The sequence below is a fragment of the Pseudomonas sp. BT76 TE3572 genome, assembly GCF_050435365.1.
In the GTDB taxonomy this organism is placed as follows: Bacteria; Pseudomonadota; Gammaproteobacteria; order Pseudomonadales; family Pseudomonadaceae; genus Aquipseudomonas; species Aquipseudomonas fluorescens_W.
In genome coordinates, this window is sequence record NZ_JBNDKE010000001.1 from 399,578 (window position 1) to 420,256 (window position 20,679).

The window sequence follows — 20,679 nt, forward strand, 5'->3', positions numbered from 1 at the left end:
CCTCTTCTTTCTTATGTATACGCACACTGGCTTTTGTGGCGAGGGAGCTTGCTCCCTCGCCACAGGGATTGGTGGCGGGTTATTGCGCCAACCACCCACCATCGATATTCCACGCCGCGCCACGCACCTGGCTACCGGCCTCACTGCACAAAAACAGCACCAGTTCGCCCAATTGTGGCGGCGTCACAAACTCCAGGGAAGGCTGTTTCTCGGCCAGCAAATCATGCTGCGCCTGTTGCGGGTCGATCCCTTTGGCGATGCGATCATCAATCTGCTTCTGCACCAGTGGCGTCAACACCCAACCCGGGCAGATGGCGTTGCAGGTGACGTTGGTGGTCGCCGTTTCCAGGCCCACCACCTTGGTCAAACCGATGACCCCATGCTTGGCCGCGACGTAAGCCGCTTTGCCCACCGAGCCGACCTGGCCATGCACCGAAGCGATGTTGATGATCCGTCCCCAGCCCTTGGCGCGCATGCCTGGCAAACTCATACGGGTGCTGTGGAATACCGACGACAGGTTGATCGCAATGATCGAGTCCCAGCGCTCTGCCGGGAAGTCTTCCACCGGCGCCACATGCTGAATACCGGCGTTGTTGACCAGGATGTCCACGCCGCCGAATTCACGCTCGGCGTAGGCGATCATGTCGGCGATCTGCTCAGGGTTGCTCACGTCAGCCGGGTGATGGCCGACCTTGCCCCCGAATTGCTCGACCTCGGAAATCACTTTGGACGCATCACCGAAACCGTTGAGGATCAGGTTGGCGCCAGCCTTGGCCAGGCTGAGGGCGATGCCCAGGCCGATGCCGCTGGTGGAACCGGTGACCAGTGCAGTCTTGCCCGAAAGAGTCGTCATGAATACCTCACACAATGCCAGTGGCGTAGAAAGTACCGATCACCACAAAAACCGCCAGGGTCTTGATCAGCGTAATACAGAAAATGTCTTTGTAGGCTTCGCGGTGGGTCAGGCCGGTCACCGCCAGCAAGGTAATCACCGCGCCGTTGTGCGGCAGGGTGTCCATACCGCCACTGGCCATCGCGGCCACCCGGTGCAGCACTTCCAGCGGAATATTTGCCGCATGGGCCGCTGCGATGAAGTCATTGGCCATGGCTGCCAGCGCAATGCTCATGCCGCCCGACGCAGAACCGGTGATACCGGCCAGCAAGGTCACGGTAATCGCTTCGTTGACCAGCGGATTGGGGATGCTCTTGAGCCAGTCGGCCAATACCAGGAAGCCCGGCAAGGAGGCGATCACCGCACCAAAGCCGTACTCCGACGCGGTGTTCATCGCCGCCAGCAACGATCCGCTGACCGCACTTCTGCTGCCCTCGGCGAGTTTGCCTCGGATCGCCTGGAAGCCGAACACCAACACCATGATGATGCCGACCAGCAAGGCTGCCTGAACGGCCCAGATCGCGGTGAGCTTGGCGATGTCGGTGGTCACCGGCGCGGCCATGCCCGGCAGCGCGAGGCTGTGGGTCTTGCCGTACCACTGCGGAATCCACTGGGTGAACAACAGGTTCATGATGCCGACGGCCAACAGCGGCGACACGGCGATCCACGGGTTGGGCAGTTTGATGTCGGCAGCGGTTTCCGGCTCGTTGCGCAGTTCGGTGCCATAACCCTCACCGGCGCGCTGAGCCTTGTTGCGTTGGCGCTGCAGAAACAGCATGCCGGCGCAGACCACGAAGATCGCACCGATCAAGCCCAGCCAAGGCGCGGCCCAGGCGGTGGTGTTGAAGAAGGTGCTGGGGATGATGTTCTGGATTTGCGGGGTGCCGGGCAGGGCGTCCATGGTGAACGAGAATGCACCGAGGGCGATGGTCGCCGGGATGAGTCGCTTGGGAATATTGCTCTGGCGGAACATTTCAGCCGCAAACGGGTAGACCGCGAACACCACCACGAACAGCGACACGCCGCCGTAAGTCAGCAGGGCGCAGACCAGTACGATCACCAGCATTGCCTGGCGGGTGCCGAGCAGGCGAATCGCCGCTGCGACGATGGAACGCGAAAAGCCCGACAGCTCGATCAGCTTGCCGAACACTGCACCGAGCAGGAACACCGGGAAATACAGTTTGATGAAGCCGACCATTTTCTCCATGAACACCCCAGTGAAAGCGGGGGCGACGGCGGAAGGGTCGGTGAGCAGAACGGCGCCGAGGGCGGCAATCGGGGCAAAGAGGATAACGCTGTAGCCACGGTAGGCCGCGAGCATTAGCAGCGTGAGAGCTGCCAAGGCAATGATCACACTCATGGTGTGTCTCCTGGATTGTTATTTTTTTAGGGTGGATCTTGGTGGGAGAGGGCTATAGCGAGTTTCGTGCCAGACAGGCAAGCCGTTGAAATATAAGGAAATATGTAGATTGTTTGAGTGAGGTTTTGGTTGTTTGTCTCTATTTGGAGACTTGTGTCGGCAATGCCGGACTCATCGCGAGCAGGCTCGCTCCTACAGGTTGACCGAGTTGCGTGCACGAATGCGGTTAAATGTGGGGGCGAGCCTGCTTGCGAAGGTCTGTCTATCGATGGAGATTTGTGTCTCTTTATGGAGACTCCGCAATCCCCAACGCCACCATCTTCTTGTACAACGTCGACCGCCCCAGCCCCAATCGCGCTGCCGCTTCAATCACCTTCCCTCCGCATTGCGCGAGGGTGCTTTCAATCAACTGCCGATCAAACCGCTCACGAGCCTCACTAAACGTCTCATGCGCAACCGGCTCAATCGTTACCGACACCGCACGCTCTACCGGTGTGAACGTACCAATCGCCGCGCGGATATCCGTGGCATTCAGCATCAGGTCATCGCTGAGCAATGCCGCGCGCTCCAGCACATTGCGCAGCTCGCGAATATTCCCCGGCCAGGCATGTTGACCCAGCAGGTCCAGGGCTTCGCGGTTCAATTCGTGCTGACTGCGCAACTCCTCCAGAATCGCTTCACTGAGGGCTGGCAGGTCATCGAGTCGATCACGCAGCGGCGGGACCTGGATCGGCAGCACGTTGAGGCGGTAATACAGGTCGGCGCGAAATTCACCGCGTTTGATTGCGGCTTCCAGATCCGTGGAGGTCGCGGCAATCACCCGCACATCGCTCTGAATCACTTCGTTGGAACCCACCGGTTCGAATTCTTTCTCCTGCAGTACCCGCAGCAATTTGCTCTGCAGTGGCAACGGCATGTCGCCGATTTCATCGAGAAACAGGGTGCCGCCCTGGGCAATCTGTAACTTGCCGGCGCGGCCCTTGCGATCAGCACCGGTAAACGCGCCAGGCGCGGTGCCGAAGAATTCCGCTTCCAGCAACGATTCGGGAATCGCCGCGCTGTTGATGCTGACAAAGGCTTTGTGCGCGCGCGGCGAAGCGCCATGGATCGCCTGGGCCAGCAGTTCTTTGCCGGTGCCGGTTTCACCAAGCAGCAATACCGGAGACTCGGCGCTCGCGCTGCGCCGGGCGCGGCGTTTGACTTCGAGGCTGGCGGCGCTGGTGCCGATGAAGTGCGCGAAGTTGTACTTGGTCTGCCGCGCTCGCAACAGCGAGCGGGTGGACGCCAGTTCTTCCTGCATGCTCATGTAGCGCTTGAGCATCGGCGAGAGGCTGCGCAATTCGTCGAACAGCGCAAACCCGATGGCGCCGATCACCACGCCGGCGTCGTCATGAATCGGCAGGCGCATCACCACCAGCGGTTCTTTGGGGGTGTCCTGCATGTCGAGCAAAATCGGCCGACCGGTGCGCACCACCTCACGCAACAGACTGCCGGGGATCACGCTTTCGCAGGCCTTGCCGATCGCCACTTCCGCCGACTCCAGGCCAAAGCGTCGGGCATAGCGCTCGTTCATCCAGACGATGTTCGCATCGCGGTCGACAATCACCGTGCCTTCGCTGGACTGCTCGATGATCTCGAACAACGAACGGATCGCCAGCAAGCGAACGCGCTGATAGTCCTTGAGGCTTTCCGTGGTGTTCATTTGACGGCCCCAGGATGCGCCGCCGCCAACAGCTCTTTGGTATACGGATGCTGCGGTGAGTCGAACACTTCGTGGCTGGCACCGCTTTCCACCACTTTGCCGTCCTTGATCACGATCATGTCGTGAGCCAGCGCGCGGACCACCGCCAGGTCGTGGCTGATGAACAGGTAGGTCAGGCCATGTTTTTCCTGAAGTTGGCGGAGCAGGGCGACCACTTGTTTTTGCACCGTGCGATCCAGCGCGGAGGTCGGTTCGTCCAGCAGGATCAGCGCCGGTTTCAGCACCAGCGCCCGGGCGATGGCGATGCGTTGGCGTTGGCCGCCGGAAAACTCGTGCGGGTAGCGATGACGGCTTTGCGGGTCGAGGCCGACTTCTTCCAGCGCCCGAATCACTTCGGCCTTGCATTCGTCAGCCGTCAACTGGCTATGCACTTCAAGGCCTTCACTGATGATCTGCGCCACGGACATCCGCGGGCTGAGGCTGCCAAACGGGTCCTGGAATACCACCTGCATTTTCTTACGCCACGGCCGCAGCTGTTTTTGCGACAGGCCGTCCAGCACTGCACCCTGAAAGCGAATGCCGCCTTCGGAATCGAGCAAGCGCAGGATTGCTTGACCCAGCGTCGACTTGCCGGAGCCGGACTCGCCCACAATACCCAGCGTCTTGCCGCGCTGAATGTTCAGACTGATGCCGTCCACGGCCTTCAGGTAGGTCTTGCGCTGAAACAGCCCGCCACCGAGGGCGAACTGAACGCGCAGATTGTCCACTTCCAGCACGTTCTCGCGCTCGTCACGGGGCAGTGCTTCACCATCCGGTTCGGCGTTCAGCAAGACGCAGCTGTAAGGATGTTTCGGTTCGGTAAACAGTGTTTCGCAAGGTGCCTGCTCGACGATTTCCCCGGCCTTCATCACGCAGACTCGCTGGGCAATGCTGCGCACCAGATTGAGGTCGTGGCTGATCAGCAGCAGCGACATGCCGAGACGCTGTTGCAGGGATTTGAGCAGCAGCAGGATCTTGCGCTGCACCGTCACGTCCAGCGCTGTGGTCGGCTCGTCGGCGATCAGCAGCTCCGGTTCGCAGGCCAGGGCCATGGCGATCATCACCCGTTGCCGCTGGCCGCCGGACAATTGATGGGGATAGGCCTTGAGCCGCTCTTTGGGTTTCTGAATGCCGACCAGATGCAGCAACTCGAGAATCCGCTCTTGCGCGGCTTTACCGGCCAGGCCCTTGTGCAGCAACAGGGTTTCGCCGATCTGCTTTTCGATGCTGTGCAGCGGGTTGAGCGAGGTCATGGGCTCCTGGAAGATCATCGCGATGCGGTTACCCCGCAGTTCTCGCAACACCTTGGCCGGAGCGCCGACCAGCTCCCGGCCACGGTAGCGAATACTGCCCGTGGTTTCGGTGCCAGTCTCGGGCAGCAGTTGCAGGATCGAGTGAGCGGTCACCGACTTGCCGCAGCCCGACTCGCCCACCAATGCCAGGCATTCGCCAGGGCGGATGTCCAGGCACAGATTGCGCACCACGGTCTGGCCACTGAAGGCGACGCGCAGGTCACGGATTTCGATCAGGTTGTTACTCATATCAGCAGTCCGCTTCATGACCTTGGATCAAAGGCGTCACGTAACGCCTCGCCAATAAACACCAGTAAAGAAAGAATCAGCGCCAAGGTGAAAAACGCCGTCAGCCCCAGCCACGGCGCTTGCAGGTTCTGCTTGCCTTGACCGATCAACTCGCCCAGCGATGCACTGCCGGCGGGCATGCCGAAACCGAGGAAGTCCAGCGCTGTGAGGGTGGAAATCGCTCCGGTCAAAATGAACGGCAGATAACTCAGCGTCGCATTCATTGCGTTGGGCAGGATGTGCCGGACGATAACCTTGCGGTCGGTCAGGCCCAGCGCCCGCGCGGCTTTGACGTATTCCAGGTTGCGTCCGCGCAGGAACTCGGCGCGCACCACGTCCACCAGGGCCAGCCAGGAAAACAGCGCCATGATCCCCAGCAGCCACCAGAAATTGGGCTCGACGAAACCCGACAGGATAATCAGCAGGTACAGCACCGGCAGCCCCGACCAAACCTCCAGCAACCGTTGACCGATCAGGTCGACCCAGCCGCCGTAATAGCCTTGCAGGGCGCCGGCAGCGATGCCGATCAGTGCGCTGACAAACGTCAGCATCAAGGCAAACAGGATCGACACCCGCGCACCGAAAATCACTCGGGCCAACACGTCCCGTGCCTGGTCGTCGGTGCCCAACCAGTTGACCTTCGTCGGAGGGCTGGGCGCGGGTTGGTTGAGGTCGTAGTTCGGCGTGTCGTCGCTGAAGGGGATTGGCGGGAACAGCATCCAGCCACCGTCCTTGTGAATCAGCTTCTGCACATAATCGCTGCGGTAGTCCGCCTGGAACGGCAGCTGCCCGCCAAATTCCTGCTCGGTATGACGTTTCAAGGCCGGGAAGTAGAGGGAGCCCTGATAGCTGACGATCAGCGGTTTGTCGTTGGCGATCAGCTCGCCACCGAGGGTCAGCAGGAACAGGCCGACAAACAGCCACAGCGACCACCAGCCACGACGGTTTTTCTTGAAACGCTCAAAACGACGACGACCTAACGGCGAGAGTTTGAACATCAGGCGTTCCTCGCGGCGAAGTCGATACGCGGGTCCACGAGGGTGTAGCAGAGGTCGCCGACGATTTTTATCAAGAGACCGAACAGCGTGAAGATGAACAGCGAACCGAATACCACCGGATAGTCCCGTGAAACCGCGGCTTCGTAGCTCATGCGACCCAGGCCGTCGAGGGAGAAGATCACTTCGATCAGCAAGGAACCGGCGAAAAATACGCTGATGAACGCCTGGGGAATCCCTGAGACCACCAGCAGCATGGCGTTGCGAAACACGTGACCGTAGAGCACTCGGCGTTCGCTCAGGCCCTTGGCGCGGGCGGTAACCACGTATTGGCGCGTGATTTCATTGAGAAAGGAGTTCTTGGTCAGAATGGTCAGCGTGGCGAACCCGCCAATCACCAGCGCCGTCACCGGCAATACCAGGTGCCAGAAGTAATCGGCGATTTTGCCCACGGTCGACAGCGATTCGAAGTTGTCCGAGACCAGCCCGCGCACCGGGAACCAGTTCAACGAGGTGCCGCCGGCGAAGACCACGATCAGGAACATCGCGAACAGAAACGCCGGCATGGCGTAGCCGATGACGATCGCGGTGCTGCTCCAGATATCGAAGTGGCTGCCGTGGTGCACGGCCTTGCGGATGCCCAAGGGAATCGACACCAGGTAGGTGATCAGCGTCGCCCAGAGCCCAAGGGAGATGGTCACCGGCATTTTTTCCAGGATCAGGTCGGTGACGGTCGCGCCACGGAAAAAGCTCTTGCCGAAGTCCAGGCGCGCGTAACTGGTGAGCATCAGCCACAGGCGTTCGTGCGCCGGCTTATCGAAGCCGTACTGCTTTTCGATGTCCTTGATCAGTTGCGGGTCGAGGCCGCGACTGGATCGGGAGGTGCCGGACATGCGTTCGCTGGAACCGCCGCCGACACTCGCGCCGCCAATGCCTTGCAAGTGCGCGATAGCCTGTTCCACCGGGCCGCCCGGCGCGGCCTGGACGATGATGAAGTTGACCAGAAGAATGATCACCAACGTCGGAATGATCAGCAGCAAACGCCGCAGTATGTAAGCCCACATCAGTGCGGCCCTCCAGGTCTGCCACGGCTGATTTGCTCAGCGGTCATCTGTTGGTTGGTCAGCGGCGTGGTGCTGATTTCCCACCAGCTCTCGATGGCTTCGTCATTGCTCGCTTGCTCGTTGGGCCTGCCGAAACGATTCCACCACACGGTGGAGCTGCCCGGCGGGTAATAGTTGGGAATCCAGTAGTAGTTCCATTGCAGCACCCGGTCCAGGGCGTGGGCGTAGTGCAGCATTTCGGGTTGGGTGGTGGCGCGAATCAGCCCGGCGATCAGTGTGTCGACCGCCGGATTTTTCAACACCATGTAGTTATTGGCGCCAGGGTCGTTGGCCGAGACCGAGCCGAAGTAATTGAGCAGTTCACCCCCGGGCGACGTCGTGACCGGGTAGCCGGTGACGATCATGTCGTAGTCGCGGCTCATCAGGCGATTCACGTATTGGGACGAGTCGATGCGACGGATGTTCATGTCGATGCCGATCTGTTTCAGGGTGCGCTTATAAGGCAGCAGCAATCGGTCCATGCCGTTCTGGCTGACCAGGAAAGTGAAACTCAATGACTTGCCTTCGGCATTGACCAGTTGATCGCCATCGGGTTTCCAGCCGGCCTGTTTGAGCAAATCGAGTGCCTGCAACTGTTTGTCGCGTATCACGCCACTGCCATCGGTTTTCGGTGCCTGGAAAACCTGGGTGAAAACCTCGTCGGGGATCTGCCCGCGCAACGGTTCGAGAATCGCCAGTTCGCCGGCGTCCGGCAGTTGTCGAGCGGCGAGGTCGGTGTTGGAAAAGTAGCTCTGCTGGCGGATGTACATGTCGCGCATCATCTGCCGGTTGCTCCACTCGAAATCCCAGAGCATGGCCAGCGCCTGACGCACTCGACGGTCCTGGAACAGCGGGTTTTGCAGGTTGAACACAAAGCCTTGAGCCGTTTGGGGCGCTTGTGTTGCCAGGTGCGCCTTTTGTAGGCGGCCGTCGCTCAGGGCCGGGCTGTCGTAGCCGATGGAGTAAGCGGTGGCGGAAAATTCTCGGTTGTAGTCGTAGGCACCGCCGCGCAGCACCTGGCGGGCGACGTCGGTATCGCCGAAGTATTCGATGCTGAAAAGATCGAAGTTGTAGAGGCCACGGCTGACCGGTAGATCCTTGCCCCACCAATCGGCATTGCGCGTGAAGGTGATGCTGCGGCCGGAGTCGACTTTGCTCACCCTGTAGGGGCCACTGCCCAAAGGTGGTTCGTAACCGCCGCCATTGGCGAAGTCGCGAGTCTTCCACCAATGTTCGGGAAACACCGGCAGGGTCGCGATATCGAGGGGCAGGGTACGGTTTTCATTGCTTTTCAAGTCGAACCGAACCGTCAGGGGTGATTCCACTTCGACGCCTTTGACGTCGGCAAATTGGGTGCGATAACGCAGGCTGCCCTGGGTCATCAACAGGTCGAAGGTGTAGCGTACGTCTTGGGCCGTGATCGGTTTGCCGTCGGCGAAGCGGGCTTTGGGGTTCAGGTAGAAGCGCAGGAACAACCCGTCCTCCGAGCGCTCCATCTTCTCAGCCACCAGACCGTACACGGTGTAAGGCTCATCCAGTGAACGCTGGGCGAGGGGCGAGTAAAGCAGGCCGTCGACCTGTGTGACGCCAATGCCTTTATCGATATAGGGCAACATATGGTCGAAATGACCGATTTCGACGGCCGAACGGCGCATCGTGCCACCCTTGGGGGCTTGCGGGTTTGTGTAGGCAAAATGACTAAAGCCGGCAGGATACTTCGCCGGTTCACCGTACACGGTCAACGCATGTTGCGGTGCTGCAGTCACACCAGTGACGCTCAACAACAGGGCCACGGCCGTGAACAATAAAGTAGGGAACGCCAGTCGCATTGTCAGCCTTAGAGCCGGGTGGTCAGTAACCGCAATTTGTACGCTAGCGGCGCTTCCCTCGCCACTCGTATCACGTAACCGAAACACAACGGCCCACCAAAAGGCGGGCCGTTGTGTAGAAAACTTGAGGCTTGATCAGTCCTGACGGCTGGTCACTTCCAGCAGGTGGTAACCGAACTGGGTCTTGACCGGGCCTTGCACCACGTTGATCGGTGCGCTGAAGACCACGGTGTCGAATTCCTTGACCATCTGGCCTGGACCGAACGAACCCAGATCACCGCCCTGGCGGCTGGACGGGCAAGTGGAGTTGGCTTTGGCGACTTCGGCGAAATCGGCGCCGCCTTCGATCTGGGCTTTCAGTTCGTTGCACTTGGCTTCCGAGGCAACCAGGATGTGACGGGCAGTGGCTTTAGGCATGGGAAAATGCTCCTTTCAATGTTCAGTAAAGTGCTGAGCCTACCGGATTCAGTGGCCTATTTCTCCTCAAAGTTCCGTCCAGACCCTGGAGGCCGGTATGGCATTCCTTTATAGACCGGCATTTCTCAGACGCTCCGCATGCTGCACATACAGGGCAATCGGGTCGATGCCCTTGCGCAACGGACCGGCGGTCTGGCTGAGGCTGTCCAGATGATCCAGCGGATAGTCGGACCGGATGACTTTGCCCAAATGGGAGCTGTAGCGGCCAACCAGGCCGTCGTTCTGCTCGGGTTCGGTGGTGAAGTATCGGGAAAAGGCGCGGAGAAACCCGTGCAGTGGACTCAGTGCATCAAGCCCTTTGTCGAGAGTGTCGCCCTGCAAGGTGCCGCTCCAGGAGTAATAACGTACGCCGTCGACCCGTTCGCGACCCTTGCCACCCCAGGTTTTCGGTAAGCCCTGGGGGTATTTGTCGTTGAACGCGCCTACGCCTTCGGTGGTCAGGGCATTCAGAGCAGCGATGGCGTTCTGCGGCAGGTGACGGTGGCCGCTGAGCAACGATAGAAAGTCTGCAAACAACGTTGCGACCGTCGCGGCGACATGTTCCGGCAGGCGGCCGGGCGTCAGCGCCTTGCGCAGGAAGTCGGCCAGTTCCGAGCCGTGATTCGGACCGCTGACGGACGTCACCGAAGCGATGGCCTCCGGCGCTGTCGCTGCCGCATAACGTGCGGCGAGTGCGCCTTGGCTGTGGCCGATCAAGTTGACTTTGTTTGCACCGGTTCCTTCCAGTACCCGTTCGACCTGCGCCAGAAGTTGGTCGCCGCGGGCTTCATTGCTATGGGTAGCCGACAGGTGCGGGATAAACACTCTTGCGCCTGCACTCCTGAGGGCCTGCTTGACGTCATGAAAGAGTTCGACCTTGCCGATGCGATCGAAGCCGAAGAGCCCGTGGACCAACAGGATCGGATACTGAGTGGTTGCATTCCGTAGCATGTTCTTTCCTTTTTCGCAGTCGTTCAGAGGTGTGTTGATGGGCTCACTCTAAAGCACACCCACTGTTCGGCGTTGTATGAAAAAGCCGCTGTAACCTGCTGAAAACGGAATAGAAAATGTACGAAAGTTCGAAAGTACATGAGGTCTTGGTCGGAATATTTGGACATCTTTTTATCTGTAACAGCACGTTTTACCGCGATGGCCTACTTCGGGAACACCGTTTGCCTGTTCATCGTGTCTCGATTCCGACGTCCAGTCCTCGATGGGAGGACTGGAAGAGGGTATGGCTCACGCCGATTGTTGATCGCTGCTCTGCGCTCTGAGCCGATCGGCTGCCTGGCGCAACAACAATTCCGTCCCGTTCCAGCCAAGGCAGCCGTCCGTGACTGACACGCCGTAACGCATTGACGGGCCCAGCGGTTGGCAGCCTTCGAACAGGTGACTTTCGATCATCATGCCGATCAGTGAACGATCACCTTGCAGGCGCTGTTCAAGCACATCGTTGAACACCGCTGGCTGACGCAATGGGTCTTTGCCGCTGTTGGCATGGCTGCAGTCGACCATGATCCGGGTCGGGATCTTCAGTTTGGTCAAATCGCTGTTCACCTGAGCGACACTGTCGCGGTCGTAGTTCGGTCCACGGTGTCCGCCACGCAGCACCAGGTGGGTGTCGGGATTGCCCGGCGTCTGAATGATTGCCGGATGCCCCTGGCTGTCGACACCGAAATGGCGATGCGGATGGGCGGCCGAGCGCATGGCGTCGCTGGCCACACCGACACCGCCATCGGTGCCGTTCTTGAAGCCGACCGGCATGCCCAGGCCGCTGGCCATTTCACGGTGGATCTGCGACTCGGTGGTGCGAGCGCCAATAGCGACCCAGCTCAACAGGTCATCGAAGTAGCCGGCGGCCATCGGTTGCAGCAATTCGGTGGCAATCGGCAGTCCCAGGCGGAGCATTTCGCGCATCAGCTCGCGGGACAGCGTTAAACCGCCGGCCATGTCGTCGCTGCCATCAAGCTGCGGGTCGTAGGCCAGGCCTTTCCAGCCGATGGTGGTGCGGGGTTTTTCGACGTAGGCGCGCATCACCAGCAGCATTTCATTGCTGACATCGGCGGCGAGGCGGGCGAGGTTGCCGGCGTATTCGAGGGCGGACTTAGGATCGTGAATCGAGCAAGGGCCGACAATGACCAGCAGACGGGAGTCTTCACCGTTGAGGATCGCGCGAACCGCTTGGCGGTGGGCGGCGACTTGCTGGGTCAGGGCGTTGCTGAGGGGCAGTTGCTGTTTGAGTTGCAATGAGCTGGGCAGACGCAGAGTCAGCGCTTCATTGGCAGGGCTCAAGATGGACAGCGGCAGAGCAGAGACGGACGAGTTCATATTCGGGCTTCCTGGGCTGGCGGCGGGTTCGTTCCCGCGCACTCGGCCCTACTGGGGTGTTCGACAATTGGCCGGATTGGCTGCGTGTGTGTGCTTGCCACCTGTGGGTGACCGATCGGAGGCGGCAGGCTGTCCCGAGCGGAGGCTGCTAAATCGCCAGGCGGTAAAACTGTCGTAACGGTAATAAGTGGCGTAGTTCATTGTTGAATCCTCTGGTTGTCTGGTGTGTCGCTAAAAATGTGCGGGGCTGAAAAAACAAAACCCCCGGTCGGGAAGCCGACCGGGGGTTGAGAAATCTCTGGTGGCGACCCGTTTAAAGTGGGCGCCGTGTGGGTATCAGGCGCGCCAGTGGCTAAACCAATACCCAAAATAAAAGCTGACCGGAGCACAAACGTCATTCACCCGGGCAGCCGCCACCGAGCGCAGGGCGCTGACGGTACGAAGCTGTGAGAGGGTGCTGGACATGGTCTTTCTCCGATGAATGCGCCGAGCTTACTCGAGGCCGGTACACGGATTCAATCAGAAAATGCTATCGATCACCGACGGCATTTTCTATCGCTTGAGTGCGTCGCCGGTTGTGACACACTTTGTGCTCCGCTTATATACAACGTCACAAGGACGAACCATGACGCCCCTGATCATCGCCGCTGCTCAATCGATCTCCATCGCCGGGGACCTTGCCGCCAACATTGTGTGGCATCAGCGCTTCATGCAACTTGCCGCGGAGCAGGGCGTGCAATTGCTGGTGTTCCCGGAGTTATCGCTGACCGGGTACGAGCGTGGACTGGCGGCTGAATTGGCCATTGCGCCAGACGCCGGGGTTCTGCAGCCGCTGCGGGATTTGGCGCGGGAAGTCGGGGTGACGACTGTCGTCGGGATGCCGATACGGCTCTCGGAAGATTCTCCCGTATTGATTGGGGCGCTGGTGTTGGGCGCTGATGGATCGCTAGGGATCTATAGCAAACAGCATCTGCATCCAGGCGAGGAGGTGGCATTTGCACCGGGAACCGGCGGCTCGACCCTGACCCTAGGTGCCGATACGGTCGCGTTGGCGGTGTGCGCGGATTTCTCTCACGCCAGTCATGCCGCCGCAGCGGCGCAGCAAGGCGCCGATCTCTATGCGGCGGGCGTGCTGATCACGGAAAACGGCTACGCCCCGGATACCGCGTTGTTGCAAGGCTACGCCCGCACTCATGCGATGGCGGTCCTGATGGCCAACCATGGCGGTGCAACGGGTGGCTGGGAATCGGCAGGTCGCAGCGCGATCTGGTCCTCGGACGGCTCGCTGATTGCGTCTGCATCCGGAACCGGTAACCTGATGGTCGTTGCTCGACGCAACGCTGACGGCTGGAAAGGGCAATTAGTGGAGGTTGCATTGGGGTGATGGTATTTGAATTACGTCCGGCGACATCCCGGGACCTCGACTTCGCTCGTGAACTGACCCGCAACAACATGCTCCGCTATTACATTCAGCACGATCTGCTGTGGCAGGACGAAGGGTTCGATGTTGGCTGGGCAGGGCGCGAGAATTGGCTGATTGTAAGTGGCAGTACCGTGTTGGGCTTTTTCAGTCTGAGTCGTGACGCCCAAGCCCTGTACATCCGCGAACTGCACGTCCTCGAAGCGTTTCGAGGGCAGGGCGCCGGTTCCTGGGCGATTGATCAGGTATTCGCCATGGCGTGCAAGGAACGGCGTCCGGCATTGCGTTTGACGGTTTTTGAAAATAATCCCGCGCAAGCGTTGTATGCGAGAAAGGGCCTGAAGGTGGTCGGCACGGACGCGTGTTTCCTGAGAATGCAGCGTGATGTCAATGCCTCGCCCGGCTGAAACACGTATACGACAAGCCTTTCAAGATGAATTGAAACTTTTTATATGACGCTTGCCGCTAGGTCTGCCAGTTGCTTTTTGCTAAGGTGTCGGCAACCCAATAAGACCATTTCGCGAGGTGTCTGCTTGATTAGGGTGCTAGTAGTCGATGATCATGATCTCGTTCGTACAGGCATTACACGAATGCTGGCTGACATCGATGGCCTGCAAGTAGTCGGCCAGGCTGAGTCAGGCGAAGAATCCCTGCTCAAGGCGCGTGAGTTGAAACCCGATGTGGTACTGATGGACGTCAAGATGCCCGGCATCGGCGGTCTTGAAGCCACGCGCAAATTATTGCGCAGTCATCCGGATATCAAAGTCGTCGCGGTCACCGTGTGCGAAGAAGACCCGTTTCCGACCCGGTTGTTGCAGGCCGGGGCCGCGGGCTATCTGACCAAGGGCGCCGGGCTGCCGGAAATGGTCCAGGCTATCCGCCTGGTGTTTGCCGGGCAGCGCTACATTAGCCCGCAGATTGCACAGCAACTGGCGATCAAATCCTTCCAGCCGACCAACGATTCGCCTTTCGACGCCTTGTCGGAGCGTGAAATCCAGATCGCGCTGATGATTGTCGGCTGTCAGAAGGTCCAGATCATTTCCGACAAACTGTGTCTGTCGCCAAAAACCGTGAACACTTACCGTTACCGCATTTTCGAAAAGCTTTCGATCAGCAGCGACGTCGAGTTGACGCTGTTGGCGGTTCGTCACGGCATGGTCGATGCCAGCCTCTGAAAATGACTGAAGTCTTCGATCCAAGCGCCTTTCTGTCGACGGTCAGTGGGCGCCCCGGTGTGTATCGCATGTTCGACAGCGAGGCACGCCTGCTCTATGTCGGCAAGGCCAAGAACCTCAAGAATCGCCTGTCGAGTTACTTCCGCAAATCCGGTCTTGCGCCCAAGACCGCGGCGCTGGTCGCGCGTATCGCTCAGGTCGAAACGACGATTACGGCCAATGAAACCGAAGCCTTGTTGCTTGAGCAGACGCTGATCAAGGAATGGCGTCCGCCCTACAACATCCTGCTGCGCGACGATAAATCCTACCCCTACGTCTTTCTCTCGGATGGCCAGTTCCCTCGCTTGAGCATCCATCGCGGTGCAAAAAAGGCCAAGGGCAAGTATTTCGGCCCTTATCCCAGCGCCGGTGCGATTCGTGAAAGCCTGAGCCTGCTGCAAAAGACGTTTTTCGTTCGTCAGTGCGAAGACAGCTATTACAAGAACCGTACGCGTCCTTGCCTGCAATACCAGATCAAACGCTGCAAGGCGCCCTGTGTCGGGCTGGTGGAGCCTGAGGTATACGCTGAAGACGTACGGCACTCGGTGATGTTCCTTGAGGGGCGCAGCAATGCGCTGACGGATGAGTTGTCCGCAGGAATGGAAGAGGCGGCGATCAATCTCGAGTTCGAACGTGCGGCCGAGTTGCGGGATCAGATTTCATTACTGCGCCGGGTCCAGGACCAGCAAAGCATGGAAGGCGGGACCGGCGATGTCGATGTGATCGCCGCGTTTGTCAATCCGGGTGGTGCCTGTGTTCATTTGATCAGTGTGCGTGGCGGGCGGGTGCTGGGGAGCAAGAACTTCTTCCCGCAGGTGGGTATTGAAGAAGACGTTTCCGAAGTCATGGCGGCGTTTCTCGGCCAGTACTTTGTCAGCAGTCCCGAGCGCGACTTGCCGAGCGAACTGATCGTCAACGTGGTTCACGAAGATTTCCCGACCCTGATCGCGGCCATCGATGAGCTGCGCGGTCGCGAATTGACCATCAGTCATAGGGTTCGTGGTACGCGAGCACGCTGGCAACAGTTGGCGGTCACCAATGCCGAGCAGGCCCTGGGAGCGCGACTGGCCAACCGTCAACACGTTGCTGCACGTTTCGATGCCTTGGCGGAAGTGTTGAACCTGGATGAGCCACCGCAGCGCCTGGAGTGTTACGACATCAGTCACTCCAGTGGCGAAGCGACGGTGGCATCCTGCGTGGTGTTTGGCCCCGAAGGTCCGATCAAGTCCGACTACCGTCGCTACAACATTGAAGGCGTCACCCCGGGTGATGACTACGCTGCGATGCACCAGGCCCTGACCCGACGCTTCAGCAAGCTGAAGGACGGGGAGGGCAAGCTACCGGACATTTTGCTGGTGGACGGTGGCAAGGGGCAGCTGTCCATGGCCCGCGACGTGCTCAATGAACTGGCCGTGCCTGATCTGATTCTGCTGGGCGTGGCCAAGGGCGCCACGCGCAAGGCCGGTTTCGAAACCCTGTACCTGAACGATGCTGCCCACGAATTCACCTTGCGCGGCGATTCCCCCGCGTTGCATTTGATCCAGCAGATACGCGACGAAGCTCACCGTTTCGCGATTACCGGGCACCGCGCCCGTCGTGGAAAAACTCGCCGCACGTCTACACTGGAGGGCGTTGCCGGCGTCGGACCGACCCGTCGCCGCGATTTGTTGAAACATTTTGGTGGATTGCAGGAGCTGTCTCGTGCCAGCATCGAAGAGATCGCCAAAGCACCCGGGATCAGTAAAAAGCTCGCAGAGTTGATTTATGCCAATCTGCACAGCGAGTAGAATGCCCCCTCACCTCGTAGCCAGTTGTGCCGATGAATATCCCTAATCTGATTACCGTACTACGCGTCCTGCTCATACCGATCTTCATTTTACTGTTCTACCTGCCGTATCAATGGAGCTACCTGGCGTCCGCCTCGGTGTTCGCATTTGCCGCCGCCACAGACTGGCTGGATGGGTATCTGGCCCGCCGACTGGAACAAAGCACGCCGTTCGGGGCTTTCCTCGATCCCGTGGCTGACAAGCTGATGGTCGCCGTTGCGCTGGTATTGCTGGTGCAAGAACATGGCAACCTGTGGCTCACGCTGCCGGCCGCCGTGATCATCGGTCGCGAGATTGTCGTCTCGGCACTTCGCGAATGGATGGCCGAACTCGGCGCCCGCGCTCACGTCGCGGTGTCGAATCTGGGCAAATGGAAGACCGCCGCGCAAATGCTGGCGCTGGTGATCCTGCTGGCCAATCCGTCGGATTTCACGTTCTGGGTGCTGCTCGGTTACGCCTTGCTGCTGATATCCGCGGGCCTGACGTTGTGGTCCATGGTCCAGTATTTGCGGGCTGCCTGGCCGCATCTGAAGACCGACGTGGAAAAGAAATAAACTTTTTTGAATCAAGGGGTTGACGGGGCATCTGGATTCTATAGAATGCGCCTCACCAAGACGCGGGAATAGCTCAGTTGGTAGAGCACGACCTTGCCAAGGTCGGGGTCGCGAGTTCGAGTCTCGTTTCCCGCTCCAAATATTACGCTGCAGATTTCCACTGAATTCTGCAAGCGATTGAAATCAGGACCTTCGGGTCCTTTTTTCGTTCCGGCGAGAAAAACTGAAATCCAGCACTGTCCGGTGCGTTTAAGTTCAGGATTAAGTCCAGGATCCTGAGGTAAAGATCGGCGATGACTGGCAGCGGCTCTCTATGTGTCGAGCAACTTGCTGATTGTCGGTGCATCAATCCACTGCATAAGAAAGTCCCCAAAGTCCCCAAAGTGCCAGCAAGGGCTTGTCGGTTGACCTCATTGAATGGACCGCCGATGGTGGGTTGAACACCACACCGCCCGGCCCGGGATTCCACCAGCCGACATCGTCTCGGTACCAGTTACCTTCCGATAAAACGACATAAAACTCTGCTGGGGGGTGTTTGTGGTACGGATAGCAAAGTTCAGGCTCCATGACCGCTAACCCCACTGTCATAGTCGAACATTCAAGCAGTGCGCCCTTGCCGAGAATCAGCGCATGTCGGTGCTTTTCTTCGAAAGCAGCATCGTCCCCTTCTGAAGCGGATCGCTTTATCCAGCGACTACTGGGCAGCAGGGCCTCAAGAGCCGATAGGAGAATCTTGAAGTCCCGTTCTGTTCGGGGTGCATCAGCCAATGCCCGCGTTACCGTGGGTTCCAGGCAAGCGGGCAGGGAGGCGCCCGAGAAGGGAGGCAAGCCGATGTCCAGGCGCGCATTGCTCAGGGAGCGAACACAGATTTCTGTATCCACGCCATCAACGCCACTCACTTGAGAATGCCGGGCCAGGATTCGCACAAGTGCCTCCCGCATCACCACTCCCTGTATCAGGCGTTCTTGTTCCGACATCTGTGGTAACGACTGCATCACCTTTTACCTCTTGAACATAATGGTGAAATCGCGCCTGAACCGATTCGGTTAATTGCGAAGTAATCGAGCTGTCGCACTGACAAAAACCAGCAGAACACTTACGCAGCCAAGAGCGAATGACAAGGTACACAGATGGGCGACCGCTCCGATAAATACGGGACCTATCAGAATCCCCGCGTAGCCCATCGAGATGACAGCGGGGATGGCTACCGCCTGTGGCATACGTTGCTGGCGGCCTACAGCCGTAAAGAGCACCGGGACAATATTTGAGCATCCAGCACCGACCAGAGCGTAGCCAATCAGGGACGCGGCCCAGCCGTCGATTCCAAGCGACACGATCATGCCCGCGGCTGCGCAGAGTCCGCCAAGCGCAACGACGCGTACGCCGCCTAGTTTGCTGACGATGGCATCTCCTGTCAGGCGGCCCACCGTCATCGCAGCGGCGAAGGATGCGTAGCCCAAGCCGGCGATGCTCGGCTCTAACCCTCGGCTCGAGACTAGGAAAACCGCGCTCCAGTCGAGGATTGCGCCTTCAGTGAGGAAGACGATGAAACAGAGCGCCCCTAAAAACAGCACGATACCCCTGGGCACCGCGAACAGGGGTCCACCCCGTTCAGTGCCGTAAGTCAGCAAAGCAGGCGCAGCCTTGTAAAGCGATCCCAAAACGGCGGCAACGATACAAAGCGCCGCAATCAGCGGATCGAGCCCGAAGGTCAATAAAGCGGTCATCGCCCCGGCGCCCAATATGCCCCCGACGCTGTAAAGGCCATGGAAGCCGGATTGAAGTGCCTGGCCGCTGTTTTTCTCGACAATGACAGACTGAATGTTCATGGCGCAATCAAGCATCCCCATGCTGGCACCAAAGATAATGACAGCGATGACCAGGCCCGGTAGCCACACTACGGTGCTCAACAGCGGAAGAACGGCACACAAGACAATCGTCGCCCAGATGACGACCGGGCGGCATCCATAGTGTGCAGTGAGATAACCAGCGAAAGGCATGGCCACAATAGATCCACCGCCCAGGCCAAGCAGCAGCAACCCAAGGCCACCATCGTCCAGGCCAGTGCGGGCTTTAACCAATGGGACCAGAGGCGCCCATGCGGACATGAGTAAACCCGCGATAAGGAAGGCGATGCGAGTAGACATCCGCTCGCTGTAGTTAGCCGTGGGTACCAACACCGGCGATGGAGCATTCATAATTCTCGGTAATCCTTATCGATGATGCTAGCCATCGTTTGTTCGGCTTAGACAGTACGGGTTTCTTGTGTGTTTTTGGCGGGCCTGGGTTTCGGAAAACCTAGCGCCTGCGCTCATACGTTGCTCTATAACTACTCGGCGCTACGCCAAAGAAGTCACGAAAGCGCATATGAAAATTGGCGAAACTACAGAAGCCGGTCGCAATCGCGATATCGGTGATCGGCCGATTGCTCTGCAGAATAAGCTGGCGTGCTCGAGTCAAGCGCAGCTCAAGGTAGTAACGGGTGGGCGTGGCGCCCACGAAACGACAGAAGCGACGCTCCAATTGTCGTCGGGAAATGTTCACACATTCAGCCAGTTCATCGATCGATAGCGGCTCTTCGATGTTCTTTTGCATCAGTTCTAAAGCGAGTTTCAGGGTTTGGGGCAAGGTGGGGTCAGAGTCAACAATGACAGTCGATATCCCAGAGACTTCAGAGGTTTGATCGCAACTGAGTATTTCCTCGACAGCATGGGTCAGCGACACGCCTTGTTTGGCGGTGATGAGCTCCAGCATCATGCGTAACGAGCTGCTGGCGCCGGCGCACGTGATACGGTTTTTGTCTATTACGTGAGTTCGACAAGAGACCAGCACTTTGGGAAAAACATCCTCCATCATCGCTCGTCCGTCTGGATGGAAGGCACACTCGACACCGTCCATTAGCTGAGCTTCTGCCAGGAAAAATGCCCCGTTCCACAAGCCTCCCATGGTCGCGCCAAGAGAGGCGACGTTACGCAGCTTGCGCCGTAATAGCGGGTCGCTGATCAGCCTCACTCGCAATCCACCGGCGACGATGAGTACGTCGATACGATCCGGAAGTTGTGATAACTCCAGGTCTGCCGAAATCGCAATTCCCAGATCGCTCATGACCAGACGGCTCTTGATGCCGACAGTCAACACCTCAAACGCCGGTGTTTCGCTAATCAGGTTGGCGGTCACCAGCGCATCGATAGCGCCGGTAAATGACATCATCGAGAAATTGTTCAAAAGCACGAAAGCTACACGAGTCACCGCCTGCGGCTTTATTGGTTTCTCTGCCGTATAGGAGTACCCCATGTTCTTGTCTTTGAGCACGCTCTCGAATACGAATGACATAAATCCTCTTTGACACCTGAGCGAATAGCTAAGAAACCGTAGCGGAT

The 20,679-nt window shown here is 58.8% G+C and carries 18 protein-coding genes and 1 tRNA gene; 6 read left to right on the forward strand and 13 right to left on the reverse strand.

The features are described 5' to 3' along the window. Window positions 1-79: 79 nt before the first annotated feature. The 10 genes from ABH912_RS01830 to ABH912_RS01875 form a co-directional block, all read right to left on the reverse strand. Window positions 80-853: a 3-hydroxybutyrate dehydrogenase gene (locus ABH912_RS01830; RefSeq protein ID WP_033061669.1), complete on the reverse strand. Its 774-nt coding sequence runs from the start codon at window positions 851-853 to the stop codon at window positions 80-82. 7 nt (window positions 854-860) lie between these two features. After that, a complete protein-coding gene (locus ABH912_RS01835; protein WP_033061670.1) occupies window positions 861-2,252 on the reverse strand; it encodes a GntP family permease in 1,392 nt (463 codons plus the stop codon). Between the two features lie 286 nt (window positions 2,253-2,538). Further along, a complete protein-coding gene (locus ABH912_RS01840) occupies window positions 2,539-3,954 on the reverse strand; it encodes a sigma-54 interaction domain-containing protein (protein WP_429509408.1) in 1,416 nt (471 codons plus the stop codon). Beyond that, window positions 3,951-5,534: an ABC transporter ATP-binding protein gene (locus ABH912_RS01845; RefSeq protein ID WP_429509409.1), complete on the reverse strand. Its 1,584-nt coding sequence runs from the start codon at window positions 5,532-5,534 to the stop codon at window positions 3,951-3,953. Before ABH912_RS01845 ends, ABH912_RS01840 begins: the two co-directional genes overlap by 4 nt. A 14-nt stretch (window positions 5,535-5,548) precedes the next feature. After that, the gene (locus ABH912_RS01850) at window positions 5,549-6,571 is read right to left on the reverse strand and encodes an ABC transporter permease (protein WP_033061673.1); all 1,023 of its coding nucleotides are present in this window, start codon (window positions 6,569-6,571) and stop codon (window positions 5,549-5,551) included. After that, complete coding sequence (locus ABH912_RS01855; protein WP_033061674.1) at window positions 6,571-7,632, reverse strand: microcin C ABC transporter permease YejB; 1,062 nt, start codon at window positions 7,630-7,632, stop codon at window positions 6,571-6,573. Before ABH912_RS01855 ends, ABH912_RS01850 begins: the two co-directional genes overlap by 1 nt. Further along, complete coding sequence (locus ABH912_RS01860; RefSeq protein ID WP_033061675.1) at window positions 7,632-9,500, reverse strand: extracellular solute-binding protein; 1,869 nt, start codon at window positions 9,498-9,500, stop codon at window positions 7,632-7,634. The genes ABH912_RS01855 and ABH912_RS01860 overlap by 1 nt, the downstream gene beginning before the upstream one ends. 135 nt (window positions 9,501-9,635) lie before the next feature. Then, window positions 9,636-9,917: a peptidylprolyl isomerase gene (locus ABH912_RS01865; protein ID WP_033061676.1), complete on the reverse strand. Its 282-nt coding sequence runs from the start codon at window positions 9,915-9,917 to the stop codon at window positions 9,636-9,638. A 108-nt stretch (window positions 9,918-10,025) separates the two neighbouring features. Further along, window positions 10,026-10,907 carry a lipase family alpha/beta hydrolase gene (locus ABH912_RS01870; RefSeq protein WP_429509410.1) on the reverse strand — a complete coding sequence of 294 codons (882 nt, stop codon included), beginning with the start codon at window positions 10,905-10,907 and terminating at the stop codon, window positions 10,026-10,028. A gap of 288 nt (window positions 10,908-11,195) precedes the next feature. Beyond that, window positions 11,196-12,284 carry a 3-deoxy-7-phosphoheptulonate synthase gene (locus tag ABH912_RS01875; protein ID WP_429509411.1) on the reverse strand — a complete coding sequence of 363 codons (1,089 nt, stop codon included), beginning with the start codon at window positions 12,282-12,284 and terminating at the stop codon, window positions 11,196-11,198. 625 nt (window positions 12,285-12,909) lie between these two features. Here ABH912_RS01875 and ABH912_RS01880 point away from each other — a divergent pair. The 6 genes from ABH912_RS01880 (at window position 12,910) to ABH912_RS01905 (ending at window position 17,436) form a co-directional block, all read left to right on the forward strand. Beyond that, window positions 12,910-13,668: a carbon-nitrogen hydrolase family protein gene (locus ABH912_RS01880; RefSeq protein ID WP_429509412.1), complete on the forward strand. Its 759-nt coding sequence runs from the start codon at window positions 12,910-12,912 to the stop codon at window positions 13,666-13,668. After that, window positions 13,668-14,111 (forward strand): GNAT family N-acetyltransferase, encoded by a 444-nt coding sequence (locus ABH912_RS01885; RefSeq protein ID WP_429512997.1) that lies wholly within the window; start codon window positions 13,668-13,670, stop codon window positions 14,109-14,111. Before ABH912_RS01880 ends, ABH912_RS01885 begins: the two co-directional genes overlap by 1 nt. 126 nt (window positions 14,112-14,237) lie before the next feature. Further along, window positions 14,238-14,879 (forward strand): response regulator transcription factor GacA, encoded by a 642-nt coding sequence (gene gacA / locus ABH912_RS01890; RefSeq protein ID WP_008015884.1) that lies wholly within the window; start codon window positions 14,238-14,240, stop codon window positions 14,877-14,879. A 2-nt stretch (window positions 14,880-14,881) separates the two neighbouring features. Next, window positions 14,882-16,705 (forward strand): excinuclease ABC subunit UvrC, encoded by a 1,824-nt coding sequence (gene uvrC / locus ABH912_RS01895; protein ID WP_033061681.1) that lies wholly within the window; start codon window positions 14,882-14,884, stop codon window positions 16,703-16,705. A 32-nt stretch (window positions 16,706-16,737) separates the two neighbouring features. Continuing rightward, window positions 16,738-17,298 (forward strand): CDP-diacylglycerol--glycerol-3-phosphate 3-phosphatidyltransferase, encoded by a 561-nt coding sequence (gene pgsA / locus ABH912_RS01900; RefSeq protein ID WP_008150904.1) that lies wholly within the window; start codon window positions 16,738-16,740, stop codon window positions 17,296-17,298. 62 nt (window positions 17,299-17,360) lie between these two features. Next, window positions 17,361-17,436, forward strand: a tRNA-Gly gene (locus ABH912_RS01905). 207 nt (window positions 17,437-17,643) lie between these two features. Here the strand turns inward: ABH912_RS01905 and ABH912_RS01910 are convergent. From ABH912_RS01910 to ABH912_RS01920, 3 genes are all read right to left on the reverse strand, one after another. Then, window positions 17,644-18,294 carry a dimethylsulfonioproprionate lyase family protein gene (locus ABH912_RS01910; RefSeq protein WP_429509413.1) on the reverse strand — a complete coding sequence of 217 codons (651 nt, stop codon included), beginning with the start codon at window positions 18,292-18,294 and terminating at the stop codon, window positions 17,644-17,646. A gap of 51 nt (window positions 18,295-18,345) precedes the next feature. After that, window positions 18,346-19,497, reverse strand: a complete 1,152-nt coding sequence (locus ABH912_RS01915) for an MFS transporter (RefSeq protein WP_429509414.1) — start codon at window positions 19,495-19,497, stop codon at window positions 18,346-18,348. A 100-nt stretch (window positions 19,498-19,597) separates the two neighbouring features. Further along, window positions 19,598-20,632 carry a GlxA family transcriptional regulator gene (locus tag ABH912_RS01920; RefSeq protein WP_429509415.1) on the reverse strand — a complete coding sequence of 345 codons (1,035 nt, stop codon included), beginning with the start codon at window positions 20,630-20,632 and terminating at the stop codon, window positions 19,598-19,600. Between the last annotated feature and the right edge of the window lie 47 nt (window positions 20,633-20,679).